The organism is Affinundibacterium danionis (assembly GCF_042432465.1).
GTDB classification, from domain to species: Bacteria; Pseudomonadota; Gammaproteobacteria; order Burkholderiales; family Burkholderiaceae_D; genus Undibacterium; species Undibacterium danionis.
In genome coordinates this window covers 39809-61110 of sequence record NZ_JBHLXJ010000013.1, presented here as the reverse complement: position 1 = coordinate 61110, position 21302 = coordinate 39809, and the positions used below count along the sequence as shown (strand labels likewise).

Here is a 21302-nt window from a genome sequence, read left to right as displayed (position 1 = left end):
GTTTCCCGAGGTGAGATCAGCAAGGCAGCAAAAAGCTTATTGCAGATATTACACCTTGGGGCTGGATTTTAATGTGCCTTCTTTTGTACCAAGGCACTACCTATGCCGTGTCGCGCCGGTTCGCTGATAGCGGTGACCGTGCCATCTGGATTAAAACGGACGGCATTAGCAGCCCCAATTTCTGCATCGCTTTGATCGATTTTCCATTGATGACCAAAACGCGCTAAGCCAGTCGCCTGCGCGCTGGTGATGAAATTAGGCTCGACTTGCGTGTGAGCGCCGTTACGTTCTGACAGTCGCGGTGCGGCGATAGCTTCTGCCAAATTCATGCCGAGATCGATGTGATTCACGAGTGTTTGCAAGACGGTAGTGATAATCGTGGCACCACCCGGGCTACCAAGGGTGAAGGCGGGTTTGCCATCTTTCATCGCAATCACGGGCGCGATACTACTACGCGGTCTTTTGCCTGCTTCTGGACTATTCGGATGTGGTGCGCTGAAATCAAAGTCGGTTAACTCGTTGTTGAGCAGGAAACCGTAACCGGGTACCACCATGCCATTACCACCCCAGTCCTCTATCGTGTAGGTGTAGGCAACGATATTGCCGTCCTTGTCGCTGACGGTTAAATGTGTGGTGTGTTTAGGTTCTTCTTTGTTTGTTTTAATGAGGGCGGTGGATGGATTGGATGCGTTGGACAATAAATGTGGCCGCAGTGGATAGCTAGGATCATTTTGAAATGGGAAAGGATCACCCGGTAACGCATCGTTGCTACGACTCGCGGCTTGATCGAGACGCAATTGCTGCGCTCTTTGTTGGCTGTACTCCTTGCTTAATAAGCCCACGACGGGCACATCTACATATTCAGGATCGCCGATGTAGGCGTTGCGGTCGGCAAAAGCTAGACGTGAAGCTTCTAGATACAAATGCTCTACCTGCTGACGCGACATTTTTTTCGTATCAAAATTTTCTAATAAATTTAAGGCCAGCGCTATCGTGATACCGCCGCTGCTGGGCAAGCCTAAAGCATATAAATCGTAACCACGGTAAGTGCTGTGAACGGGTTGCCGCAGTCGTACTTCATAATTCAGCAAATCGGCTTGTGTCATCAGGCCGGGGCGTACTTTGACACCACTTACTGTCGGTGGCTGATTCACCGTTTTGAGTACGGCGTCGGCGATAGGACCACGATAAAAAGCATTCGCCCCACCTTGCGCAATCGCTTTATAGGTTTTTGCTAGATCGGGATTTTTGAAATGAAATCCGACGGGTAGCGCCTTACCGTTTTGCATGTACAGGGTACTGCTAGAACTGTACAAGGCAAACTTGTGACTAGCGCCCGAATTTAAATGATTAAAAATAGGCGTGATAGTAAAACCGCGTTCAGCAGTTTGAATTGCTGGCGCTAATACCTGTTTAAACTGCATGCTGCCATAGCGTTTCAAGGCCTCATCCCAACCGCGTACCGTACCTGGCACGCCAACCGCTCTGCCGCTGCTGATTGCATCATCTACGGCGATTTCTTGACCATTTTCTATAAACAAATTGGATGTCACTGAGGCGGGCGCGGTCTCTCTATGGTCGAGCGTCACAAAACGCTTTTCTTTGGCCAGATAAATCATCATAAAACCACCGCCACCGATGCCGCAGCTAAACGGGTCTGTCACACCCAAAGTCGCGGCAGCCGCCACTGCGGCATCAATCGCATTGCCGCCCTGATTGAGTATCTTCATGGCAGCTTGCGAGGCTGCTTCATTAATCGTCGCTACCGCGCCACCAGTGCCAGTGGCTATCGGTGTTTTGCTGGCGTGGACAGCGCTGATGCTGTGCATACTGAACGCACAAAGCAGAATAATGACTAAGGATTTTTTGGAGAGACTCATTTTAGTTCCCGAGCAAAAAGCAATCCATACAAGATAGCCCAAGCAGCTTCTTAGCGACTGTTTTCGCTAGAAAAATCATAGGAAATGGGCTTTTTGAGAGTGGATTGTTGCATTTTTGTGGCGGGGTGATGTCGGATCGTGAAATGCAAAAACATATAAAGTTTTTAAAGGCAAACTAGAGATTGATAAAATACGAATTAATTATTGCACTTAATCTCCGTTTTAGATAATCGATTGATCTATCGCTCAAATTCTTATTACACATCACATGAAAATCACAACCAGAGCCATGACCGCAAGTGACATCGTCAATGTCGCTCAGCTATTTGATTTGTACCGCCAGTTTTATGAACAGCCTTCTAATGCGCAACTCGCTTATGACTTCATCTACGAGCGATTTACGTTGGGAGAGTCGGTCGTGTTAGTTGCTGAAAGCGCCGAAAAAGGTGTGCTGGGTTTTTGCCAACTGTACCCCACGTTTTGCTCGGTTGCGGCGGCACCGATTTATACGCTATATGATCTTTTTGTGTCGCCAGAAGCGCGCAAATCCGGTGCCGGTCGTCAGTTATTGCTGGCCGCCGAAGCCCGCGCCATCGCCGATGGAAAAGTCAGAATGGATTTGACGACGGCAAAAACGAATGTGCCTGCACAGTCTTTGTATGAAAGCCTAGGTTGGGTGCGGGATGAGGTTTTTTATGCTTACAATCGATTTGTTCCGAAAAAGTAATTTCACGTGAATTTACAGAATTGAATTGAATACGTACTTAATGGAGTAGCTCAATGTTTAAATTTGCTGTTTTTTCGTTTTTATTACTAATGTCTCTCACAAGTTCCGCCTGTAGTTGTGGGAGAAATCTAAAAGAACAGGTAGGTGAAGCTGACAGAATAATCGTAGCAAAAGTCGTTTCTGCTAGATATCAATCTGGTACAAACGAGAATTCGTTTCCTCATGTTCAAGCAAATATGGCGGTGATCAGATTGCTCAAAGGCAAGGCTGCGGAAAATGTCGTCGTCGAGACTTCATTGCCAGGTAACGGCTGCGGTGTTTCAATGACTATTGGGCAAACTTACATTATTTTTTTGCGTAAAGATACCCAATACATTGGTATGTGTGACGGCTCGCATGAACTTCTTGGATTCGAGGAGAGAACCATGCCAGACGAAATTTTGGCTCTCGTTAGGACGCTTCCTAAAAAATAAATGGTCCGTGAGAATCTTTTCATAGCGCACGAAAAATTGTTTAAAAGTCATCAAGTTATTTGATGATTTGTTTACATATTTACTCAGTGCTTTTCAACATACTCCCAGTCTCACGATAGCGCGTATGCCAAGCAAAGGCTTTTTCTAAGACATGCGGTGTCTGTCCACCTCGGGTTTGAGCTTCTTTAATATACTCAAATAACATGCTGCGATACGGTTCGGCGACGCAGTTTTGTATGATGCATGGTGCGCGTTCGCGTGGTGCTAGGCCGCGTAAGTCGGCTAGCCCGACTTCGGTGACGATGATATCGACGTCGTGTTCGGTGTGATCGACGTGTGACACCATGGGCACGATACTAGAAATTTTACCGCCTTTAGCGACCGATTTGGTGGTGAAAATAGACAGGTAGGCGTTGCGTGCAAAGTCCCCGGAACCGCCGATTCCGTTCATCATATGGGTGCCACCTGTATGCGTGGAATTGACGTTGCCATAGATGTCCACCTCTAAAGCCGTATTGATACCTATGATGCCTAAACGGCGTATCACTTCGGGGTGATTGCTGACTTCTTGTGGGCGTAGTATCAGTTTGTCTTTGTAGCGCTCGATATGATTGAACACCTCATCGTGCTTTTTGCTGGAAAGCGTTATTGATGAACCAGAAGCAAAATCGAGTATGCCAGCATCAAACAAATCAAAGGTGGAATCCTGCAAGACTTCTGAGTACATGGTCAGGTGTCGAAACGGGCTGTCTTTAAAACCTGCTAGTACCGCGTTAGCCACGGAACCTATGCCAGCTTGCAGTGGCAACAAAGCATTGCTTAAGCGACCTGCCGCTACTTCCTGTTCAAAGAATGCAATCAAATGCCCAGCAATCGCGTCGGTCTCGGCATCCGGCGGCGTAACCGTGGACGCACTATCAAGTTTGTCTGTGATCACGATGGCGACAATTTTGGCGGGATCAATTTGAATTGCCGTCGTACCAACGCGATCATGAGCAGACATCACGGGAATAGGATCGCGGTGAGGACGTTTGCCCGGGATAAAAATATCGTGCATGCCTTCTAAGGCTAAAGGTTGGCTTAGATTAATTTCTACGATGACTTTTTCCGCCAAGATGGCAAAACTGGCGCTATTGCCGACGGACGTTGAAGGAATGATGGCGCCCGATTCGGTAATCGCAATCGCTTCGATGATGGCAACGTCGATCGGCGCGATCTGACCCGCACGCAGATGTTCAACCGTTTCGGATAAGTGCTGATCAATGAACATCACTTCGCCACGATTAATAGCGGCACGTAATACGGGATCGGATTGAAAAGGCATACGACGCGCAATCACATGCGATTCAGTTAACAGCTTATCGACATCGCCCCCCATAGACGCACCCGTCATCAGGGTAATTTGAAATGGATCATGCAGCGCGCGCTCTGCCAAGGCCAACGGTACCATTTTCGCATCACCGGAACGGGTAAAGCCGCTCATCCCAACTGTCATGCCGTTTTGTATCCAGTTCGCCGCTTCATTGGCACTCGTGATACGCGCGTGTAGTGCTGGTAGTCGTATGCGTGACAGCAGACCTTGGTTCGTGGCATCAACTGCGTTCGGATTTTGAGAGTCTTTAGACGGTGAGGTGGTGCTGAGCGTCATTTTTCATCCTTCAGAGGCGTTGCTATAGAGAAATGATATTGTACTGTTGCCTGTGTCTTGTTTGAGTCCTTAGTACAAGCAATTACTCGGTGTAAACGGATCATTTGCAGTAACTTTGATTTTTATCGTATCGCGTTTCCTGATTTTTCACATTATGATGAGCCCATCTTAGTTTGCTCGCCTGTGATTGCCCATGTCTTTCGTCCGATTAGTTACTTGCAGTTTCTTGCTTGGCCTGACGTGCAGCCCAGCACACGCCTACATCGATGATAAGCCCGTTGTGTTGCCACGACCAAGTTTGAGTAGCTTGACTAGCGCGCAGGTCATAGCGGGCGCTGAGAAAATGTATCGCCAGCGTCTGTCGGACATAGAACAAGCGGGATATCTTGATAAGGACGAGGCGTTTCTGGAGCGAGCTAAAAAAATAGCGCAAGTTCTGATACATCAAGCGGCACAAGATTATCCAGACACGCGGCACTGGCAGTGGGAAATCCATAGCACTAGTGAACAGGAAGAAAGCGCTTACAGTATGGCAGGTGGGAAAATTCTGCTCAGCCAATTCCAGGTAGAGCGCTTGAATTTAAATGAGACTGAGCTAGCGATGTTGCTGAGTCATGAAATCGCGCATGCTGTGCTGGAGCATAATCGACTTGAGTACGAACAGGCATTAGTGCTATTTCCCACATGGCATCAGCGCAGTTTTGAAGAACTGGAAGAAGCGGTAGACAATGATGAAAGTTTCTTACGCGCATTGGCACCACTATCCAAACAACAAGAAGAAGAGGCCGATACGGCTGGTTTGAAATTGGCGCAAGGTGCGGGTTTCTCCGTACATTCACTGGTCAATTTCTATAAAAAACTGAGTCGCAACAGCGCCAATCCGAATTTTGATAGTAAAAGTCATCCGGCACCAGCGCGACGTTGGATGGCGATGCGAGCATTGGCCCAGACGCTTAGTCAATAAACTGCTAACTGATGGGACTGTTCTTTCATTCATCTTGGAACTCAGTGGAGCGAACGCGCTAATTTAAGGCATATTAAGGCATACTCGTGTCATATTTAGCGCCAATTTAGTCGATTTTAGGTCATATTTAGGTCATATTTAAGCGAGAAAAACATGGAGTTCGAGTGGCAAGCTGTTCTAAAGAATAATTTCCCGTTAGAATGCTTCCCGCTGGTGATATTGGGCAAGTGGTATGGCCTTATAGGCTGTTTTTTCATCTAAGCATTTTCAATTTTTTTTAACCTGAACCCCACCTTTTGAGAATATCTGCATGACGATAGATCCACGTACCATCATGGTGGTTTGGGCTGCATTGAATATTTTGTTTGCTGGCATGCTGGCTTTGGTTGGCATGCACGCGGGCAAAGTCCGAGGCATGCGTCAGTGGGCTTTGGGTGATTTGCTGATTGGGATTAGTTTAGCGATCAGCAGTCAGATTATGATGTCGCCCCCCTTGTTCGTCGTGATTGTAGCTACTTTGACTTTGGGTTGTGGTTTGGGTCTGCTTTATAACGGCATCGAATCATTTAAAGGCGGGCGTAGTCGCTATTGGATCACAGCCGTATTCGCGCTGATCATGCTGGTGAATAATACGGTTTTTGGTGTCTGGTATCCTGAGCCTAAGATTCGTATTGCTAGCAATTTTCTCTTATTTGCTCTAGTGCATATTGTTTGCGCTCGCGCCTTGTTTGTGCAAATTTCTCAACCATTACGGACCGCCTATTGGCTGGCCGCTGCTTCCGTATCCGTGATTGCGATTTTGGCTTTGGTGCGCGTGGTGAGCATAATATTTACGCCCGCTGATTCGGTGCGTATGTTTACAGCGAGCGGTGTTAACCCCGGTGTGTTCTTTTTTGCTAGCTTGGCACAGATGTCGATGTCATTTGCGTTCATGCTATTGATTAATTACACCTTGGCCAATGAATTAAAGGAGCTAGCCGCGACCGATTCTTTGACCGGGATCTTGAATCGCCGCACCATAGAAGTGGAGACCATGCGTCAATTAGCCCAGATCAAGCGTAGTGGGGATAATGTGGCAATCATGATGATAGATGTTGATCACTTTAAACAGATCAACGATCGCCATGGTCATCCTGCTGGTGATGAAGTATTACGTCGCTTGGCACATTTGATGCGCTCCGTGGTGCGTGGCACCGACTACATCTCCCGCTATGGTGGTGAAGAATTCTGTATTTTATTACCCGCTACAGGTGAAAAACAGGCCGCCGCTTTAGCTGAACGCTTACGCCGCTTGTATTCAGAGCTGCGTGTCGATTGGAACGGGCATTCACTACAAAGCACGATCAGTATTGGCGTAGCCGATTCCCGTCAAGCAGGCAGCGATCTGGAAATCCTAATCAAAGCCGTTGATACCGCTCTATATCAAGCCAAGCATCAAGGTAGAAATAGGGTGGTAGGTTTTTCTGAAGGCGTTGCTGGAGCTGAGAGAGCCGAGGGCGTTGGTCAGTTCGCTTGATTTAAAGCTCTTATGCTTTATTTGCATCTGTATCTGCGCCAGCGCCGGAATTTTCGGCATCGTCAGTTAAATCGATTGGTGCCGACGACAAACCACTGGTTAGTGGCGGTAATTTTTTATTGATCAAGGGTAAATTGCTGATTTCCGTGCCATCTGGACGTACCGCTTGTTGTGCGGATAACCAATCGCCATTGTCTTTTTGTTGCATGATTGCCTCGTCTTCTGAATCTGAACAGAATCTAATTGAAGCAGAAATCTTAAAGCTAGGCTGAAAGCTTGGGGCGATTGTCTTGCGAATCTTTGTGCTAGCGCAAACAAAGATCGCAAGCCAGAAACCAACTACGCGCCAAAGAACTCCGCATGCACCAATTGCAAAGCAAGTTTTTTATCCTCTTGATGCACCAACATATACGCTGCGACTTCACTGGCACCTGCGGCAGCCAAATTGACGCGTGCGCCGCCTGCTAAGGCTGCGGATAAAGCGCGGCTGGCGATGGCACTGCCTTTGCCGTTACTGTTATCGCTGCCATTGCCGACACCGGAAGCATGTAAAACACCATCGCCCACCACCGCCACAATCGCGACTTGATCGTCTTTAGATACCTCGACCACACCACCCACATGGTGCTCGGCCACAGCGGCATAGGCTGCCTCCAAATGATCGCGTGCCAGCAAAATATTAATCGCCGTTTGTGCTGTGAGTACGCTTTTGATATTGATGTCGTGTTGATCTAAGGTGTTCGTGACTTGCGCCAAGATACCAGGTTTAAAGCCTACGCCCGGGCCATGTAGTTTGAGGATCGCTACATCATCGGTGGCGCTGACACTCTTTACCACATCGCGCGTCACGGTGCGTTCTGCGTTGATAACGGTGTAAGGCTGCAAGCCACGTTCTGGCTTGGTGATATTCAAAATGCGAATTGGAATATCTTGATCAAACAAAGGCTCTACCGTGCGTGGATGTAAGATCTTGGCACCGAAGTAGGATAACTCGGCGGCTTCGAGATAATTTAATTGAGCAATCGAACGTGGTGCGCCGACCGAGCCGGGATCGGCGCTTAAAAAGCCGTCCACATCCTTCCATACGTCGAGCGATTCTGCACCTATGCAACGAGCGATAGAAGCGGCGGAATAATCCGAACCACCGCGCCCAAACAGTGTCGTTTTGCCGTCGCGATCAACGCCATAAAACCCTGGTACCACAATGATCTCATCGCCATTTAAAGCTTGTGCCACGGATGCGGTGCTGGCGGTGAAATCACAGGCTGAATTTCCAAACACGCCATCGGTAATTAAACCTATATCTTCCGGCAAAGCTTCGCGCGCTTTGATGCCGCGGCTCAGCAGCACTTCTGTTAGCAATAAACTGGACAGTCGTTCGCCATAACTCAAGATCGCATCGTTCACGAAGGTCGGCACATCGCCTATGCAATGAATACCGGTGAGGTAGCGTTCCAATTGATCGAGTCGTAGGCCCAGCGCTTTTTCGGTTTCGGCTCTATGTTTTGGGTCAGCAATATTTGCTTCCAAAATTTCTTTTTTTAAAGCGCGTAGGGTTTGCGTATAGTCGCGGCTGTCAGCCAACGCAGCTTTGGTGCCGGCACCTTCTTTTGCACTTTGCACACAAGCGATGAGTGCATTGGTAATACCATAAAACGCCGAGACGACTAAAACCAGCGGACGATTATAGGTTTGTACGACATTGATGACACGATCAATATCTTGTGGTTGGCGCAGGTTAGAGCCACCAAATTTGACGACAATTTTTTTCATAAATTTCCCGATAGATATCTCTTATTGTGCTGTAGCGACCGTTGTTGATTGCGCTAAAAAGTCAGCTAAAACTTGGCGCGCACTAGCATAGTTGTTCATGCGCTTAGTTTGTTCTGGACTTGCTGGCAGATTTCCGACCACGCGTGCATGCTCTTCTACGTCGGCTTGTTTTACTCGTGCCGCTAAAGGCATTTGTATGACGCGCTGAATATACTCGTCGTACGTTTCGTCTGGGCGTCCTGTCAAGATCTCGACTGCCTGTACGACGTCGCGTGTAAAACCGATCTCCAATAATTGTTGCGCATGCATACCGCCATCCTCGATGACATCATGCAGCATTGCAACCTGACGTTCATCTTCTGCCAGCAAACGCAACATTACGCGCATACAGTGCAAGATTTCTGGATCACCGTCTTCTCCGATACGAGCCGCATGGGCACGTGCCGCTGTTTCTATGGCTATTGCGAGAGTGGGCATGCTGATTCTTTCTATGGAAGTGGCGGGTTATGCCTAATATTGTAATCTGAATGCCTTGCCTAAGAATAGGCACTGCTTCAGTTGAGCGGGATGAGGCGACTTCCAAAGGACATTTTTGTACATTATTGCGTCGAAAAAAACAAAACGTCCATCAAACAGTGGTCTGATGGACGTACTTAAAACGGCTTACTTACTTTGAACGTATTGATAATTCCTAGGAGCAGGCCATTATTTATTTAACTCATTTATTTAACTCACTTATTCAACTGGATCGGATCACCAAAACCCAACTCCTTCATACGTGGTAACTGCGTTTTGGCATCGCCAACCACCAGCCAGAACATCTTATTCGGATCGAGATATTTTTGTGATAAAGACTTGATTTGCTCGACCGTCATCGCCTTCACGATCTGTTCTCTCTCTTTGACATAGTTGGGTGTCCAGCCGTATTTACTGATGTTTTCTAACATACCGAGTTTTGCATTGGCAGTTTCGAAAGCGCGTGCATTGCTCTTGATCAGGAAGCTCTTGGTGGTTTCCAAGTCGGCATCGGAATATGTCATGGCGTAATCTTGCAAGATTTGTTTGACCAATTGCGCCGATTCTAATGTGACGTTGGTACGAACGCCGCTGCTGATACTGAAATCGCCCGTGCTCTTACTACCTGAAAATCCTGAGCGTATGCCATAGGTATAGCCTTTACCTTCGCGCAGTTGTTGCGTCAAACGTGATGCGAAGCCACCACCGCCCAAGATGTAATTCATTACGCTGGCCGCATAGTAGTCTTTATCGGTGGCGGCTAGGGCTGGGTAGCCGATTTGCAGCACCGATTGTTTGGCATCTGGCACATCGACGAAATAGACTTTAGCAGTGTTCGCTGTTGAATTGATGATCGTTGGCGCTGGCAAGTCCACCTTTTTAGCTTTCCATTTATTGCTCAAATCTTTGAGCGAGGCGCTAACGCTGGTTTTTTCTAAAGCACCAACGACATGCATCCTAGCCACTGATGGCGATAAATTTTTCGCGTAGTAGGCCTTCAAATCGTCCAGCGTAATGGCATTAATACTATCCGCGCTACCTAAAATATTGCGTGAGCGGATATTGTTTTCACCGTACAGCAATTTGCTGTAGGCGTTACTCGCAATTGCATTGGGATTAGCTTCCTGTTGACGAATCTGGCTGATGACACTTTGTTTGAGTAAGCCAAATTCTTTCTCGTCCCAACGTGGTTCTAATAGAATTTCTTCCACCAAGTCGATCGTCGCTTGGTAATTGCGAGCCAAGGTGTTGACGGAGATGCGTACATCTTCAGTGCGCGCTGAGACATTGATAGACGCGCCTAATTGTTGAATCGCTTCTTCCAATTCTTGTGGTGTTTTCTTAGCTGTGCCTTGCGTCATCATGCGTGCCATCAAGTTCGCAACACCGACTTTGTTAATGTCTTCTAATAGCAAACCACCATCGATCACGATCTCAAACTGCATGAGCGGCACTTCATCATTTTGTATGCCAAAAACCTGCATGCCGTTGCTTAACTTGTTGTTCCATACTTTAGGAATTTTTACTTCGGCTGGTGCACCATAGGCGGGCTCTTGATCGCGTTTGATCTTAGAGGGCGTTTTGGTATAGGTCGCATTGATGTTAGGATCAACCGCAGCTTCCGCGCCTTGTACAATTTTTTCTTCTACCACTTCGGCTTTTGTTGAACCGCTCAAAGCCAGATTCATTTTGCCTTTAGGGACAAAACTAGTCGCTACATAATTTTTACCCTTTACGTATTTTTCATAAACACGCATCACGTCAGCAGGTGTGACCGCTAAGATATTTTTGATGTCTTGTTCTACATAGCCAGGATTACCCGTGAGGTAGTTATATTCGGCGAGTTGGGACGATTTTCCGAGTACGCTAGATAGTGAGTTGTAGAACCGTGTTTCTTGTCCAGCTTTGATACGATTCAAATCTTTTTCTGAAATGCCGTTTTTTTCAAACAGTGCGAATGCCTCATTCACCGCGCTCGCTACTTCATCTAAAGATTTGCCATCGAAGGCACGTACGCTGAGCATGAATTGGCCTGCCACTTCGGAAGTGCGATTGCCTATGCTGACGTTGGACGTGAGTTTCTTATCTTCGACTAAGACTTTGTAGAACGGTGCTTTTTTACCGCGCGATAGGTATTCACTTAAGACATCGAGTGCATAGGAATCGGCATGCAGTTGTTCTACCGCAGGCCACACCATAGTCAGTGCGGGTACGCGGGCGAAATTATCTTCGTGGTATAGCTTTACCGTTTCTTTGACAAACCCAGCGCGTTTAGCAAGTGGTTTGACTTCTTCACCTCGTTTGATTTCGCCAAAGTATTTTTCTACCCATTGCTTCGCTTGGGCGGTATCAAAATCGCCGGCAATAACCAGAGTTACATTGTTCGGTACATACCAGCGGCGGAAAAATTCTTTGACGTCATCGACGGTCGCATTTTGCAAATCTTCGAGCGAGCCTATCACTTGCCAATTGTAAGGATGGTCGGTCGGATACAGGGCTTTGTCGATTACATAGGACGTATGTCCGTAGGGATTGTTATCGACGCTTTGGCGTTTCTCATTTTTGACGACTTGTTTTTCTTTTGCCAGCACTTGATCGGTCACGGTATTGATGAACCAACCCAATTTATCGGCCTCAGCCCAGATCATTTTTTCCAAAGCGTCTTTGGGCACGGTTTGCAGATAATTAGTACGGTCTTGTGAAGTAGAGCCATTCGCACCGGAGCCACCAATGCGTGCGGTCATTTTATCTAAACCACCTTTGCCGAGATTTTCGGATTCTAAGAATAAAAGATGTTCAAACAGATGGGCGAAACCAGTACGACCTGCTTTTTCACGGGCAGAGCCGACGTGTGCGGTCAAGTTAACTGCCACCACAGGATCAGATTTGTCCACATGGAAAATCACTTCTAGACCATTCGCTAAAGTGAATTTTTGATAGTCGATTTTTAGTGCGGCTTTGGTCTTATTTTTTGTTGTTTGTGATGTGGCCGTTGCGTTTTTTGTAGGTGCGGTTTTGTTGGCGCTGTCTTGCGCTAATGAAGCACTTACCGGTAATAGGCAGCAGCTCGCTAGTACCAATAGGGATGAGACAATTTTTGTATCAGCTTTCATGAGTCTTCCTTTTATCATTTTCGATTTTTGTGGTGAACAATTGCAACGGATTTTGTTTGGGATTTGACGATAGAAACCAGAACGGATGTGTACCGTATTTAATCAGAGTGAGAAGTATTCTCTAAGCAAGCCTAAATGGCAAGCACAGATGTTGATGGGAATGTTGGTTGGGTGAGTCCGCTGTCAAAGTAGCTTATGAAGGACAGACCGTCAGTCCGAATGATTCACAATGGCATAGGCTGCATCACGCGCACATGTCCTGCGCCTTGTACACCATTGCCGTTGTTCCAAAGCTGAGAGGCGTGCACCACTCCACTATGGCAGTTCACTTGTGAGGGCAAAGCAGCTAATTGCGTCGCTTCACAGGGTGTTCCTCCGCCTATTTCGATGAGGCGATTTGAGGCTGGAACGGGAGCGCCGTTTGCGCCATTCCAGATTTGTGTATGGCTGCCATAAACTTTGTAATCTAAGGTGGTATAGCCATCACAATTAAATGCGTAAGCATGTGGCGTTACGCCATGCGCGGGTAGCAGGCGTATGGAATCAGCCTGCAAACTCATACCGCCTGAAGGTACGAGTTGAATTTTGACGGACTGATTCGCGGTGCGCAGTCGGCCAAAACTATTGGCACGACAGCCGCCGCTGGTGGCGTGATCCAGACAAATTTCTATGCCAAATGGAATGGGGACGTCCTTGGCATCATGTATGCCATCGATAGTAAATATTGCGCTACCTTCCGTTACGCCTAAAACGTCTGCAGGAATGATCGATTCAGGCTCGGCGGGTAAGACGGAATGAGCCGTATGTTGACCGACATTGCCACTCCATTTTAAGAAATCTATCCCTGAAATGTAATGCTTACGGGAAGCGTAATTATGCGCGGTGTGGGCGCTACCACCACGTTGTATGAGTGCGGTGTTATAGACTTCACCCGGTTGTGTTGGGTCGAGTAAATATTCACCGTTGATACTCTTTGCGGTTGGAAACGAGGCGCTGATCGTGGTGCCAAAGACAAATAGAAAATCCACAAAACGATCATCGGCAGCCAGTGCTTGCATGCCGCCAAATAGTCCGCCCCATGCCTTTTGATACGGTGCAGGTAAGCCAAAACTGGCGGGTGCCGCACCAACCCAACCATTTAAAAGATCATGTAAATAAGCACCGCCAGCACCTCGGCATAAGAATTCAGGTGCCAAGAAAATCTTTAAGGTGTCACTTGAGTGATCAGTCAGTTGGTAGGCTTGATTGATCGCCTCCGCGAGAAAAGCGAGGCGTGCATCAATATCCCAACATTGACCAAGCGCATCGGTACGATAATCGACGGTTGTATTCGACAACCCAGCATAGGAGCCATGCGCAGGATAAGTCGGATCGAAACAAGGGCCAGTGTATAACTCCCACGAAATAAACTGGACTTTGTCGTAGTTGGACATGGGGGCGCTCAGAATGATATTAAGAAAGACGCTCTGAATAAGCTATAAGCTTACAAAAATGTTAGCGATAAAATGGTTCCACTTTACCTTTGACTTTGATCATCATAGGCATACCTTTACGGTCTAGAGTTTTGCCAGCGGGTACCGTGATCCAACCTTCACTAATGCAGTATTCTTCCACGCTCAAACGTTCTTTACCATTGAGCAAAATACCGACTTCGTGGTCAAAAATTTCAGCGACATAATATTTGCTACGTGGGTCAACTGAGAGACGGTCTGGGAATGCGGGTTTGGTAGTATCGGTCATGATGATTTCCTGAAAAATAGAGTTTGCGTTTGCTTAAGCTTTAAGGATAGTTTTTATCCGCTCAAGTCAGGGCTAGTGAGCTCAAGTTCGCTCAACTTAGCTTCAAGCCGTTAGTTTATCCGGTTTTTCTGTCCAATTGTTCGCCGATGTGCACTGGGGCGTAGGCTATTTGGGCAAACCTGATGCTTATAAACTTAGCTGCCGTAAGCGCTGATGTAATTCATCTTCAACATCGACTTTGATCTGTTGTTTAGCGCGTAAATAGTGATCGGTGAATACATCCAAGTAAGCTTCTAGTGTTTGAGCTGCCAGCGTATCACCCGCTAAGGCGAGGCAGAGTGCGGCTACCTCTGAGGTGCATAAATGATCGTCACGACGTGAGCGCCGTAAGCGATAGCGCGACATCTGTTCTGGCGCTAGGCTCAAGACAGGAAATTGATTGAGGTAGGGGCTTTTGCTAAAAATCTTGCGGGCTTCTGGCCAAGTGGCATCTAATAGAATGAAGAGCGGGCGTTTGCCCATTGCGTTTTCTCCATTTTGACTACCAGCTTCGGTACTAAGCTCATCTATTAGTTTCTCAACGACGCGTTCTGGTGCCACAAACTCACCGGGAAATACCACATACGGCTGCCATTGCGGATCGGCTAGCAATGCTAGTAGCGCAGGTTCTACGGTCGTACGCGCCCAGCCAAATGCTGTCGTTTCGGGTATGACGTCGGCGATCAGCCAGCCAGTATTGCTGGGTTTGAGTGTTTCATGCTCGGCCATTAACAAGCAAATCCCAGCGTTGCTTGGAACGATGGTACGGAATTCGCAAAAGCAATGACTGAGAATCAGACGGCATCCAGCGCAGCGTTCGCCATGTGGACCACCACGAGCGAGAAAGGGACGAGTACTGCGCGTAAGTCGAGCAGTGCGCAGGCGCGCGACAGCGTGGGGAGGGAAGGCGGGAGTCATGTAAAACCTAAAACGAGACGAGATGGCGGCATGGCCTTGGATGGGCTGGTATGCCGCCTTGTTGGATAGTCAGCAAATATGAGGAATGATTATTTTGCAGCGAACTTTGCGTAGTAGGCGACTACCGCTGGATGTTCTGCCACACATTTCATATGTGCGTTCAGGCTAGGTGCGAGCTTTTCTACCAAATCAGTCGGTAAGTGATCGAGGCGACCGGAATTCAAAGTACGGATATCAATGAATACCTTTAAATCGGCGACAGTCAAACGATTATCAGCAAAATACTGACCACCGTTGGCGGCTAATTTCTTTTCCAACCAAGTCAAATAAACAGGAATAGAGCTGTTGGCCAAAGCCAAGCGAGCGGCTTTTTGTTCTTCGCCTGTCATGCGATAAGTGGGGCCCATTTTGATACCCGCTTCTTCGATGACGAACATGACTTCATCACATAAAAGCGCTTGATATGCGTCGGTTGGATACAGACCTGCCAACTTGCCCGCATAACGCAGCATAGAGTCACATTGGGTAATTTGTACACCATCGACTTCTAACACAGGCACTTGGTTAAACGGCGTGTTCTTACGTACTTCAGCAAATTCTGGATAGCTAAAACGATGGTCGTCAAAGCTGATATTGCCTATGGCTAAAGCCAAACGAATTGGTTCAGCACGACCGCCGTGCATGTCAAAATAAGTTAATTTAAGTTGAGGCATGATGTTTTCCTGTGGGAGTTAGCGCGGTTTATTGCGCGAAAATGAGGGACAAACTAAGGATAAACTAGGGAAAAACCAAAAAGTGGCGGTTATCATATCACGCCTCGTTTTTCTCTTCATGCCTGTACTATTTTTTTGAACTGAGCTTAGAGTTGAGTTCTGAGCTAGGTGAGCAGATGCCGCCGTTAGTAAGCAATTAGCTTTATCAAGCTAGTGAACCGCACGGCATCAACTTAGTGCTGTTTAGAGGTATTTAAGTATGTTTAGGCATAAATTGTTCACTACCAATGATGCCTAAGGATTTGACTCCCCGATTTTGTGCTGATGCCAATACGCCTGCGACATATTTATAAGCGGCCAGTTTATGTGCCAGCAATTGAACCTCGGGTTGTTTGGCCATTTTGCTTAAAGCATCAAATCTGCTATCCAATTGTGAACGATCTAACACTTCACCATTCCAGCTCAAAGTGCCATCAAAATCAACGTCCACCCTTACTACTTCAGGTTTCGCACATTCGCCTACACAGGCGCTGGGCGTGTTGAGGGTTACTGCATTTTCTGGAATGGGTAAGGTCATGATAAACATGATGATTAACACTAGCATGACGTCAATCATTGGTGTCATATTCATATCCAGCATAGGTTCTGATTGTACGGGCAAAGCGGGAGTGGCTGGGCTTGCGGTGTGAGTCGAACTGGGTTTGTGTTTGCTAAGTTCCATGACCATATCCTTTCTAGGGATTCAAGAAGAAACTAGTATTGAGGAGCGACAAGGTGATGCTGGACTGGATGAAAACAAGAACAAAAATATGTGCGACAGTCTTACAACAATTGGATCAGATTGCGAGGACGAACGTAAAAACGGCAGCGAAGAAGCGAGTAAATGTTAGCGGCGAAAATAGATAATTATCTTGAGAAGCGAATTCAAACTCCTCGCTATCAATATGGACGATGCGCGCACAGAATTCAAGGACGAATTTGATTCAATGTAAAAATACGCTGATCACCTCGCGCAAGTATCCAATAGCATTTCACGCAGCCAACGATGGGCAGGATCGGCTTGCATGCGCGGATGCCAGTATGGAGTTCAAGTGCGCTAAGCGCAGAATTATTGGCCTACGGATAATAACTAATTCGAGCCATTGGTATGACTACGAAAAAAAAGATCCACAATTATCTCGTGCTGATGGCGTTTAGTTTCAGTATCTTTTTTTCGTTCATGAGTACCACTATCGTTAACGTCGCTTTAGTCTCTGGCATTCCTAGTCAAGCGCTTAATCTTGGCTTGATTACTAGTGCTTCTTTTTTATGAAATATAGCGTGCTAGACTAAACGGACTCAAATCAACATGGTAAGAACTATGCTCATTAAGCGGCGTACATCAACATGTCCTAATTAGTTTCATTAGGCTTGGTTGCGCTATCGGCGTTCGCACCCGTCATGAATAATTGATCTAAGGCTGCGCGGCCAGACATAGAAGCCGATGCCGATGTGTTGCGTGCTACGCCACGCTTACCGTGAAACTCTTCTTCGATATTGTCACGATAAAAACTCCAAGCGGTGCTTGAAGAAGCGGTCGATAAGCGGCGCCAGACTTCTTGTCCAACGCCTGTATAGTCGATTGCGGTGCCGTCATTAGGGCGTGTTGACATAATATTTGGGCAATGCGTTCCTGGTAAAACGCAGGATGGCAAGGCGCATCTCGCCGCTGCGGCTGGCCGCCCCAGCAAGAGATGCAACGCTGTCCATCGTGGGTTTTACCAGGAACCCTTCGGGAATGGCCGAAATGGGCACATGGCGTTGTTGCAAGTCGCTTACAGTGCTCGCACTGCGGCGCGCCTTGACGCCTAGCCCTGTGCCCATTTCGACTCATTCGCATGCCCAAATATTATGTCAACACGCCCTTACTCCACTCGCAGAACGCGCTCGCGCATGTCGTAGCCTATCGCGCGTAGTTTGCCTGCGTTAATGCGTTTCATGTCCATGCGGATCTCCTTCTTGCAAAATGGATTTTATGGATTTATGTATCTGAGCTGTTGGTCCTGTCTGAAAAGTGTACTGTCTTTTCAAAGCAAACGCTGTTCGCCATTCCTTGATACTGACCGTAATTCGGTACAAGTATATAGTCACTCTTTTGATACAGACGTATCGCTTGCAATTGTTTCACCCCTGTTTCTAGCAAACACTTTTGATATCCTAGCGTCAAAGCCCATTTTTCTAATGCGTTTAAGACGATAGAAGCGATACCTTGGCCGCGAGCTGCGGGTGCGACGAACATACGTTTGACTTCCATTATGCCATCAGCATAGTGTTTGATGGCTCCACAAGCAATTGCCGTATCTCCGTCATAGGCAACGATCACATATTTCAATCCATCGGATTTATTGTATTGCGCATAAAACGCATGCTCTTCTCCGTCTGTCATTGCCAAATAACGGTCTAGCTCGACCACCAGATGTTGAAAATCCGTATTGCTGGAATCGGTGTGTTGTAAGCGAATCATTCAGTTCTCCAAAAAATCTTGTGCCAATTTTCTTATCTAAAGAAATGTATTTTGCCTATTTAGATTTGCTTACTCAGCGCCAGCAAAGTCATGAATAAATAAACACTGTTTAAGAAGGTATTCGCGAATGCTGCTTTTTTGTAGGTATAGTAAATCAGACAGCAGCAACCAAAAACATTCATGCTTAGAAAACCAAGCGAGGTGCTGGCTAACAATTCTTGAATGTTCAATCCATAAGCGATCAGGCACACAATTCCGCCACCCCAGCCTATGTAATTTAAGTATTTATCTTGAGGTATGTGGGGTATTTTCATATCGTGTCCTGTATGCCAATTTTCTAAAGCGAATTGTAGTTGCTGGTGTTTGCAGTGATATCCGCTGAAGACGTAATTTACCCTTCTGTTTAATGCGAAAAAATGCTAAATTCGATTCAATTAATGTGAAATTTAAATTAATGCAATCTTTTCAATAGACGAAAAATAGAACAAAAATAGAAGAAATAGCGATGAATCTCCAGCAAATAGAATACTTTTTAACCTTAGCCGATGAGCTGCATTTTTGGAAAACCTCGGAAAAGGTTTTTATCACACAATCTGCGCTGAGCCGACACATTAAGAGCATGGAGCAAGAGCTAGGTTTTGATTTATTTGAACGTGATAAACGCAATGTCAAACTCACGCCAGCGGGAGAGTTTCTGCGCGACCAATACGCCAAGCTATTGGCCGATTATCAAAGTGTGACGCGCCGCGCCAGTCTGATTGCTTCGGGAGAAATCGGAGCGATACGCATAGGCTTTCCGGCCTCGATTACTTTTTCTGTGTTACCGGATTTGCTGTTGGCCTTGCACCAAAAGTATCCTCATATCGTGGCGCAGATGATAGAGGTCGATGCCAGTGATGTTGATCCTTTTTTACTGGCACATCGTATAGATATCGCATTTAATCGCGAATCGGCTAAGGCCAAAGATCTCGCATCTAGCCATTTGATGACAGAAAATTTTGCCTTGGTGGTGCCTGCGCACCATCGTTTTGCAGGGAAGTCGGAGCTTAAATTATCGGATTTATATAAACTCAAAAACGAGGAGTTTGTACTCCCTGCGCTGAACGGCAAAAGTGAACATGCTTCGCAGTTACGTGCGATTTTTCAAGGTGCCGGTTTTGATCCCATTATTCACGTTGAGTCTGATTTTGGTGTGGCTTTATTGGGGCTGGTGGCGAAAGGTCTAGGTATCTCTATCATGCCGATTTCTTATGCGCATCACTTAAAGCATGAAGTCCATTTCATCAAAATCCCACCCACTTCCGACCTATTGGCGCTGTGGCGTGTGGGGGATGCGAATCCCGCTTTGCAAATATTTTTACAGGTGATTGCGGAGTTTGATTTTTATCGAGAGCCTAGCTCCACTTAAGCTAGTCTTAGCCCTCGCGGTTATCACGGTATTTACCTATATAGCGCGCCCGTGGACGAATTAAATTGCCCGAAGTTTGCTGTTCTTGTGCATGCGCTATCCACGCCGCGCTGCGAGCGATGATAAATAGAATACTTGTGGCATAGTCAGGCCATAGAAAAGCCCATTTCATCAAGCCCAGTACACAATCCATATTCGGCAACAGCTGTAGTTGTTGCGCTGTTTGACGACAATAGCCTAGTCCTGCGCGTAAGCGCGTATTGGTTGTGGAATTAGGTATGAAATTAGTCCCAGCTTCAGTGCAGTTATTGGCGTTATTGGCATCAGTGGCGAGCTGCTCTAAGCGCTCTAGAAGATAATCTGCGCGCGGATCTCCATTGGGATATAGGGGATGACCAAAACCCGCAATAGTTGGCTCATGCGTAGAAAAAAATTCTTGTATGTATGAATCGAAATCCTCAGCGCTTTGTGCCTCATTCAGAAACGCCTCTACTAAAGCACTGCCGCCGCCATGGCGATGACCAGTCACTGCTGCAATTCCCGCACATAGCGCAAGATGCAAATTTGCGCCCGTCGATGCCACACATCGTACTGCGAAACTTGATGCGTTCAGTTCATGATCAGCCAATAGCACCAGCGTGCTACGAATCAAATCGGTTTGTGCAAAATCACAGTCCCAGCTAGTCGCGATTTGCAAGTGTATAGCTTGAGTTGAGAAGGGCACATTGAGTAGCAAAGCCGCCATCTGACGCATTAACCTAGCCGCATAGTCGAAATCAATACCAGACTTGGTTCCGCAAGTATTGATCTCAGCATCGGCCTTTGCAGACAACATTGGCAACACTGACATCAGTTGTAACACTGGCGAGTCGATTCCGCTCAATTTGCCGATAGGCGGCAGTTTTATCAACGGCACTTGGGATAAATCTTCCGTAAAATAATTGCGACCTTGATCATCCCACAGCAAACAAGCGATTTGTTCCAGTGAGGATGTCTGCGCTAATTTCTTAACGTCATAGCCGCGATAGTACAGCGAGCCGTTGGCGATCTGCGAGATGCTAGTCTCCAGTAAAGGTAGGCCCCAACTGACTGCCGATTGTACTTGATGACCACCTTGCTTCGCATCAGAGCGACGTGCTGCTAGATGTAAGACGGCATCAAGATCGTATCGTTTGCTGCGCGTGTTAGCGTGTTGAACTGAGCTTAATAAACCTCGACTTACGTAGGAATACAAACTCGCCACACTCACGCCTAAAATCTGAGCTGCTTCGGTGGCGCTGATTTGTTTGTTCATAGGATTAAACCAATATTTAACTTGATTGCCGGAATCAAGATTGACGATATTTATCTGCGATTATTAGACTACTTGCA

General features: G+C 46.9%; 22 protein-coding genes. 6 read left to right on the top strand and 16 right to left on the bottom strand.

The genetic code is table 11. The features are described 5' to 3' along the window. Nucleotides 1-68: 68 nt before the first annotated feature. Entirely contained in the window at nt 69-1880 is a 1812-nt protein-coding gene (gene ggt / locus ACFFJH_RS11535; RefSeq protein ID WP_390212747.1) for a gamma-glutamyltransferase, read from the bottom strand. Between the two features lie 268 nt (nt 1881-2148). On the opposite strand from ggt, the gene ACFFJH_RS11530 reads away from it, so the two are divergent. Together ACFFJH_RS11530 and ACFFJH_RS11525 are read left to right on the top strand one after the other, a co-directional pair. Continuing rightward, nucleotides 2149-2607, top strand: a complete 459-nt coding sequence (locus tag ACFFJH_RS11530) for a GNAT family N-acetyltransferase (protein ID WP_390212745.1) — start codon at nt 2149-2151, stop codon at nt 2605-2607. Nucleotides 2608-2660: 53 nt separating this feature from the next. Then, nucleotides 2661-3080, top strand: a complete 420-nt coding sequence (locus ACFFJH_RS11525) for a hypothetical protein (protein WP_390212744.1) — start codon at nt 2661-2663, stop codon at nt 3078-3080. 79 nt (nt 3081-3159) lie between these two features. On the opposite strand, the gene ACFFJH_RS11520 is transcribed toward ACFFJH_RS11525, so the two are convergent. Further along, a complete protein-coding gene (locus ACFFJH_RS11520) occupies nt 3160-4728 on the bottom strand; it encodes an acetyl-CoA hydrolase/transferase family protein (protein ID WP_390212742.1) in 1569 nt (522 codons plus the stop codon). A 193-nt stretch (nt 4729-4921) separates the two neighbouring features. Here ACFFJH_RS11520 and ACFFJH_RS11515 point away from each other — a divergent pair, with 193 nt between their 5' ends. Further along, the gene (locus ACFFJH_RS11515; RefSeq protein ID WP_390212739.1) at nt 4922-5692 is read left to right on the top strand and encodes a M48 family metalloprotease; all 771 of its coding nucleotides are present in this window, start codon (nt 4922-4924) and stop codon (nt 5690-5692) included. A 310-nt stretch (nt 5693-6002) separates the two neighbouring features. Further along, nucleotides 6003-7208 (top strand): GGDEF domain-containing protein, encoded by a 1206-nt coding sequence (locus ACFFJH_RS11510; protein WP_390212737.1) that lies wholly within the window; start codon nt 6003-6005, stop codon nt 7206-7208. A 10-nt stretch (nt 7209-7218) separates the two neighbouring features. Here ACFFJH_RS11510 and ACFFJH_RS11505 read toward each other — a convergent pair whose 3' ends face one another. The 9 genes from ACFFJH_RS11505 to ACFFJH_RS11465 all read right to left on the bottom strand — a co-directional run bounded on the left by ACFFJH_RS11505 (nt 7219) and on the right by ACFFJH_RS11465 (nt 16741). Next, the gene (locus ACFFJH_RS11505) at nt 7219-7416 is read right to left on the bottom strand and encodes a hypothetical protein (protein ID WP_390212736.1); all 198 of its coding nucleotides are present in this window, start codon (nt 7414-7416) and stop codon (nt 7219-7221) included. A 131-nt stretch (nt 7417-7547) separates the two neighbouring features. After that, on the bottom strand, nt 7548-8981 hold the full coding sequence (locus tag ACFFJH_RS11500; RefSeq protein WP_390212735.1) for an aspartate kinase: 1434 nt from the start codon (nt 8979-8981) through the stop codon (nt 7548-7550). Nucleotides 8982-9002: 21 nt separating this feature from the next. Next, entirely contained in the window at nt 9003-9458 is a 456-nt protein-coding gene (locus ACFFJH_RS11495) for a hypothetical protein (protein WP_390212732.1), read from the bottom strand. A 254-nt stretch (nt 9459-9712) separates the two neighbouring features. Further along, nucleotides 9713-12610 carry a M16 family metallopeptidase gene (locus tag ACFFJH_RS11490; protein ID WP_390212730.1) on the bottom strand — a complete coding sequence of 966 codons (2898 nt, stop codon included), beginning with the start codon at nt 12608-12610 and terminating at the stop codon, nt 9713-9715. 224 nt (nt 12611-12834) lie between these two features. Continuing rightward, nucleotides 12835-14043 carry a hypothetical protein gene (locus ACFFJH_RS11485; protein WP_390212728.1) on the bottom strand — a complete coding sequence of 403 codons (1209 nt, stop codon included), beginning with the start codon at nt 14041-14043 and terminating at the stop codon, nt 12835-12837. 61 nt (nt 14044-14104) lie between these two features. Continuing rightward, nucleotides 14105-14350 carry a DUF3297 family protein gene (locus ACFFJH_RS11480; protein ID WP_390212726.1) on the bottom strand — a complete coding sequence of 82 codons (246 nt, stop codon included), beginning with the start codon at nt 14348-14350 and terminating at the stop codon, nt 14105-14107. A 186-nt stretch (nt 14351-14536) separates the two neighbouring features. Beyond that, the gene (locus ACFFJH_RS11475; RefSeq protein ID WP_390212724.1) at nt 14537-15307 is read right to left on the bottom strand and encodes a tRNA-uridine aminocarboxypropyltransferase; all 771 of its coding nucleotides are present in this window, start codon (nt 15305-15307) and stop codon (nt 14537-14539) included. Nucleotides 15308-15396: 89 nt separating this feature from the next. Beyond that, nucleotides 15397-16020, bottom strand: coding sequence for a glutathione S-transferase (locus ACFFJH_RS11470; RefSeq protein ID WP_390212722.1), 624 nt, complete (start codon nt 16018-16020; stop codon nt 15397-15399). 253 nt (nt 16021-16273) lie between these two features. After that, entirely contained in the window at nt 16274-16741 is a 468-nt protein-coding gene (locus tag ACFFJH_RS11465; RefSeq protein WP_390212721.1) for an ExbD/TolR family protein, read from the bottom strand. A gap of 426 nt (nt 16742-17167) precedes the next feature. On the opposite strand from ACFFJH_RS11465, the gene ACFFJH_RS11460 reads away from it, so the two are divergent. Beyond that, entirely contained in the window at nt 17168-17332 is a 165-nt protein-coding gene (locus ACFFJH_RS11460; protein ID WP_390212719.1) for a hypothetical protein, read from the top strand. A gap of 79 nt (nt 17333-17411) precedes the next feature. Here the strand turns inward: ACFFJH_RS11460 and ACFFJH_RS11455 are convergent, their stop codons facing one another. The 4 genes from ACFFJH_RS11455 to ACFFJH_RS11440 form a co-directional block, all read right to left on the bottom strand. Then, nucleotides 17412-17672 (bottom strand): hypothetical protein, encoded by a 261-nt coding sequence (locus tag ACFFJH_RS11455; RefSeq protein ID WP_390212717.1) that lies wholly within the window; start codon nt 17670-17672, stop codon nt 17412-17414. Beyond that, a complete protein-coding gene (locus tag ACFFJH_RS11450; RefSeq protein WP_390212715.1) occupies nt 17656-17883 on the bottom strand; it encodes a hypothetical protein in 228 nt (75 codons plus the stop codon). The genes ACFFJH_RS11455 and ACFFJH_RS11450 overlap by 17 nt, the downstream gene beginning before the upstream one ends. A gap of 157 nt (nt 17884-18040) precedes the next feature. Then, complete coding sequence (locus ACFFJH_RS11445) at nt 18041-18523, bottom strand: GNAT family N-acetyltransferase (protein WP_390212713.1); 483 nt, start codon at nt 18521-18523, stop codon at nt 18041-18043. Nucleotides 18524-18582: 59 nt separating this feature from the next. Beyond that, complete coding sequence (locus ACFFJH_RS11440) at nt 18583-18837, bottom strand: hypothetical protein (protein ID WP_390212711.1); 255 nt, start codon at nt 18835-18837, stop codon at nt 18583-18585. A 191-nt stretch (nt 18838-19028) separates the two neighbouring features. Here ACFFJH_RS11440 and ACFFJH_RS11435 point away from each other — a divergent pair, with 191 nt between their 5' ends. Next, nucleotides 19029-19931, top strand: a complete 903-nt coding sequence (locus ACFFJH_RS11435) for a LysR family transcriptional regulator (protein WP_390212709.1) — start codon at nt 19029-19031, stop codon at nt 19929-19931. A 7-nt stretch (nt 19932-19938) separates the two neighbouring features. Here the strand turns inward: ACFFJH_RS11435 and ACFFJH_RS11430 are convergent, their stop codons facing one another. Further along, entirely contained in the window at nt 19939-21225 is a 1287-nt protein-coding gene (locus ACFFJH_RS11430; RefSeq protein WP_390212707.1) for a citrate synthase family protein, read from the bottom strand. Nucleotides 21226-21302 lie beyond the last annotated feature (77 nt).